The following is a 4,319-nucleotide window of genomic DNA, read 5'->3' as shown; positions in this document are numbered from 1 at the left end:
GCGAGCGGCCGGGTGGAAGACCCGGCCGCTCGCGGCGGCCCGGACCAGGCCCGTCAGGCACGGACCCGGCACGCAGCCGTTCCAGCGGCCGCGCACCGCGGTCCCCGTGCCACGACTCAGCTTCACCACCCAGCAGGACCACGACAGGACGAGGTAGACGACGGTGACGGACGAGACTCCCGAGCAGGACGAGAACCAGGGAACCCTCCCCGGGGACGGGACCGAGGCAGCGCTGGGAGCAGACGGCACGGTCGCCGTGCACCACGGCCGGATCGCACAGGTGGACCTGCAGCTCGAGATGCAGCGCTCGTACCTCGACTACGCGATGAGCGTCATCGTAGGGCGTGCGCTCCCGGACGTGCGCGACGGGCTCAAGCCCGTGCACCGCCGCGTGCTCTACGCGATGTACGACGGCGGGTACCGTCCCGACCGCGCGTTCTCCAAGTGCAGCCGCGTCGTCGGCGACGTCATGGGCAAGTTCCACCCGCACGGTGACACGGCCATCTACGACGCGCTCGTGCGCCTCGTGCAGGACTGGTCGCTGCGCTACCCGCTGGTGGCTGGGCAGGGGAACTTCGGCTCCCCCGGCAACGACCCCGCGGCGGCGCCGCGGTACACCGAGTGCCGCATGGCCCCCCTCGCCATGGAGATGGTGCGGGACATCGACAAGGACACGGTCGACTTCCAGGACAACTACGACGGTCGCACCCAGGAGCCCGTCGTCCTGCCCGCGCGCTTCCCGAACCTGCTGGTCAACGGGTCGGCCGGCATCGCGGTCGGCATGGCCACGAACATCCCGCCGCACAACCTCCGCGAGGTCGCCGAGGGCGTGAGGTGGCACCTGGCGCACCCGGAGGCCTCCAAGGAGGAGCTGCTCGAGGTCCTGCTCACCAAGATCAAGGGCCCGGACTTCCCCACGGGCGCCACGATCCTGGGCCACAAGGGCATCGAGGAGGCGTACCGCACCGGCCGTGGGTCCATCACGATGCGCGCGGTCGTCAACGTCGAGGAGATCCAGAACCGGATCTGCCTCGTCGTCACGGAGCTCCCCTACCAGGTCAACCCGGACAACCTGGCGCTGCGCATCGCCGACCTGGTCAAGGACGGCAAGGTGCAGGGCATCGCGGACATCCGCGACGAGACCTCGGGCCGTACGGGACAGCGCCTGGTCATCGTGCTCAAGCGCGACGCGGTCGCCAAGGTCGTCCTGAACAACCTGTACAAGCACACCTCGCTCCAGGAGAACTTCGGCGCGAACATGCTCGCGCTCGTCGACGGCGTGCCCCGCACGCTGAGCATCGACGCGTTCGTGCGCCACTGGACGACGCACCAGATGGACGTCGTCGTACGGCGTGCGCGCTTCGAGCTGCGCGCCAAGGAGGAGCGCGCCCACATCGTGCGCGGCTACCTCAAGGCGCTCGACGCGCTCGACGAGGTCATCGCGCTCATCCGCGCGTCGGCCACGGTCGAGGACGCGCGCGAGGGTCTCATGGCCCTGCTCGAGGTCGACGAGATCCAGGCTCGCGCCATCCTGACGCTGCAGCTGCGCGCGCTCGCCGCGATGGAGCGCCAGAAGCTCATCGACGAGTACGCCGAGCTCGAGGCCGCGATCAAGGACCTCAACGACGTCCTGGCCCGTCCCGAGCGTCAGCGTCAGATCGTGGGCGACGAGCTCGAGGAGATCGTCTCGCGCTACGGCGACGAGCGTCGGACCACGATCCTCCCTTACGACGGCGACGTGTCGATCGAGGACCTCATCGCCGAGGAGGAGGTCGTCGTCACGATCACGCGCGGCGGCTACGCCAAGCGCACGCGCAGCGACAACTACCGCCAGCAGAAGCGTGGCGGCAAGGGCGTGCGCGGCACGCAGCTGCGCGAGGACGACATCGTCGACCACTTCTTCGTGACGACGACGCACCACTGGCTCCTGTTCTTCACGAACCTGGGCAGGGTGTACCGCGCCAAGGCGTACGAGCTGCCCGAGGGCGGCCGCGACGCCAAGGGGCAGCACGTCGCGAACCTGCTCGCGTTCCAGCCCGGCGAGAAGATCGCGCAGGTCCTCGACCTGCGCGACTACGACGCCGCCGAGTACCTGGTCCTCGCGACGCGCCGCGGTCTGGTCAAGAAGACCCGACTGTCGGAGTACAACTCCCCGCGCTCGGGCGGCCTCATCGCGATCAACCTGCGCGAGGACGAGGACGGCAACACCGACGAGCTGGTCTCGGCCCGGCTCGTGGACGCCACGGACGACCTGATCCTGGTCTCGCGCAAGGGGCAGTCGATCCGCTTCACGGCCGACGACGACGCGATGCGCCCGCTGGGCCGCTCGACGTCGGGCGTCACGGGCATGAAGTTCCGGGAGGAGGACGACCTTCTCGCCATGGACGTGGTCCGTGACGACGCCTTCCTGTTCACGGTCACCGAGGGTGGCATCGCCAAGCGGACGCAGCTCACCGAGGACAACTACCGCGTCCAGGGCCGCAACGGCTTCGGCATCAAGGTGGCGAACCTTCCCGAGCGCAACGGCGACCTGGTCGGAGCCCTCGTGGTGGACGGCGACGACGAGGTGCTCGTCATCATGGAGCGCGGCAAGATCGTGCGGTCCTCGGTCGACGAGGTGAAGCCCACGGGCCGCACGTCGCAGGGTGTCATCTTCGCCAAGCCGGACAAGAACGACAAGATCATCGCCGTTGCCCGTAATGTCGAACGTCGACTGGGGGAGGATCGGGATACCGTGGACGAGGACGCGTCCGAGCAGGGGCAGTCCGAGGTCGCCTCTCCCGCCAGCAACACCGGGCAGGAGGCTTCGTCGGAAGCGACCCCCGGAGCCACCGAGGATGGTAGATGAGCAGCGAGAAGAAGTCCCCGCCGACGATCGTGCCGAAGGCGGTGCAGCCACGCCCTGACGAGGTGACGAGCACCGCGACCCGCCCACCGGCGAGCAACGGCACCGCACGGACCGCAGGGGGCGGGACGACCAACGGTGCGCAGCCCGGGGCGAGCGCCCCGGTACCGCCGCCTCCTCCGACGACGGGAGCGACGCCGTCGGGCTCGACGCCCGCGAGCGAGAAGCCCGTCCCGCCGCCTCCGGCCGCGGGTGGCCCGGCCGCCCGGTCCGGTGCGCTGAAGGCGGCTGCGGCCGCCATGGCGACCGCCAAGGCGGCCGCCAAGAAGCTTGCAGAGCCCTCTCCGGCGCCCGCGCCCGCGAAGCAGAGCGAGAAGTCTCCCGACGAGATCGACGACCGAACGGTGCCACGCGTGAACAAGACCCCGACGAGCGCAGGCGCACCCGCTGCGGGCGGTACCCAGGAGGTGCCCGCCATGCACTACACCGCGGCGGGCTTCAGCGGGACGGCGAGCCCGGTCACGGGCGCGACGCCCGTGGCTGCGGCCGCGGCGCCGGCCGGGCAGGCTCCGCGACCGGCGCAGCCGGCGACGGGGGCGACGCCCGCGGCGCGGTCGGCCGACGGTCCTCGTCGGGTGCGTCTCGCGATCTCGCGCGTCGACCCCTGGTCGGTCATGAAGCTGTCGTTCCTGCTCGCCGTCGCGATCGGGATCATGACGGTCGTCGCGACGGCGGTCCTGTGGACCGTGCTCGACGGCATGGGGGTCTTCACCGAGACCGACGCGCTGATCCGCAGCATCGTCGGTCAGGAGTCCACGGTCGACGTGCTCCAGTTCGTGGAGTTCAACCGGGTGGTCGCGCTGTCGACCCTGATCGCGATCGTGAACATGGTGCTCATCACAGCGCTGTCCACGATCATGGCGTTCATCTACAACATCGTCGCGGCCATGGTGGGCGGAATCCACCTCACGCTGACGGACGACTAGGACAAAACACACCATACCGGGACGTCGTCCGAGGGCCCTGGGCCCGCTTCGGAGGACGTCGGACGATGTCCCGGTTTGGGTGCACCCCGAGAAGTGCGGTAGTCTCAAGCGCTGCCGCAGCACAGCAAGGGCCTATAGCTCAGACGGTTAGAGCGCTTCCCTGATAAGGAAGAGGTCAGAGGTTCAAGTCCTCTTAGGCCCACTGCAGGAAACCCACCCGAGGGGGAGCGTCATGAAGAAGTTCTTCGTACTGCTGCTCGTTGCCGGCGCCGGATTCTTGATCTGGCGCAAGGTGTCCGAGGACAACAACGAGCGCGATCTCTGGGCAGAGGTCACCGACACCTTCGAGTGACGGTCTCTGCGAGGTAGTTCCGCACGATCTGGGGCCATGGCGCAATTGGTAGCGCACCTGCTTTGCAAGCAGGGGGTTAGGGGTTCGAGTCCCCTTGGCTCCACAGAGTGAACAGGCCGTCGGCCGGGTCTTCGAC

At 69.0% G+C, this 4,319-nt stretch carries 3 protein-coding genes and 2 tRNA genes; all 5 read left to right on the top strand.

Translation table 11 applies throughout. The features are described from left to right. Positions 1-163 precede the first annotated feature (163 nt). The gene (gene gyrA / locus H9652_RS03145; RefSeq protein ID WP_191794680.1) at positions 164-2,848 is read left to right on the top strand and encodes a DNA gyrase subunit A; all 2,685 of its coding nucleotides are present in this window, start codon (positions 164-166) and stop codon (positions 2,846-2,848) included. Next, positions 2,845-3,831: a DUF3566 domain-containing protein gene (locus H9652_RS19570; protein WP_225227657.1), complete on the top strand. Its 987-nt coding sequence runs from the start codon at positions 2,845-2,847 to the stop codon at positions 3,829-3,831. Before gyrA ends, H9652_RS19570 begins: the two co-directional genes overlap by 4 nt. A 128-nt stretch (positions 3,832-3,959) precedes the next feature. Then, a tRNA-Ile gene (locus tag H9652_RS03135) sits at positions 3,960-4,033 on the top strand. A gap of 30 nt (positions 4,034-4,063) precedes the next feature. After that, positions 4,064-4,183, top strand: coding sequence for a DLW-39 family protein (locus tag H9652_RS19565; protein WP_210410998.1), 120 nt, complete (start codon positions 4,064-4,066; stop codon positions 4,181-4,183). Between the two features lie 30 nt (positions 4,184-4,213). Next, positions 4,214-4,286 (top strand) — tRNA-Ala (locus H9652_RS03130). The last annotated feature ends 33 nt before the right edge of the window (positions 4,287-4,319 follow it).

Source organism: Oerskovia rustica (genome assembly GCF_014836555.1).
GTDB classification, from domain to species: Bacteria; Actinomycetota; Actinomycetes; order Actinomycetales; family Cellulomonadaceae; genus Oerskovia; species Oerskovia rustica.
The sequence above is the reverse complement of the archived record's forward strand: the minus strand, read 5'-3'. Positions and strand labels throughout refer to the sequence as shown.